At 36.0% G+C, this 214-nt stretch carries 1 protein-coding gene; it reads right to left on the bottom strand.

What is annotated here, in order from left to right; all coding sequences use genetic code 11:
* The coding region (locus B3792_RS13095; protein ID WP_291069807.1) for an MBG domain-containing protein at positions 1-214 on the bottom strand (214 nt) is incomplete at both ends.

Genomic DNA, 214 nt, shown 5'->3' with positions numbered 1-214 from the left:
ACTAGCTTTAGTAATCGCAAAATCTGCTTTCTGATACGTAAGGTTATAGTTTGGTGAAGCAGCTAATGTTCCTTGAGTTATTGGATAATTTCCGACGTTTTCTCCTGCATCACGTGCTAAGCTTCCTGTTAATTGATCTGTTCCAATTAATTTTCCAGCTGTAATTTGATATGTTAATGCCGGATCTGTACTTCCATACACTTTTGATTTTGAA

Source organism: Empedobacter sp. UBA5924 (genome assembly GCF_002431085.1).
Taxonomy (GTDB): domain Bacteria; phylum Bacteroidota; class Bacteroidia; order Flavobacteriales; family Weeksellaceae; genus Empedobacter; species Empedobacter falsenii_B.
The sequence above is the reverse complement of the archived record's forward strand: the minus strand, read 5'-3'. Positions and strand labels throughout refer to the sequence as shown.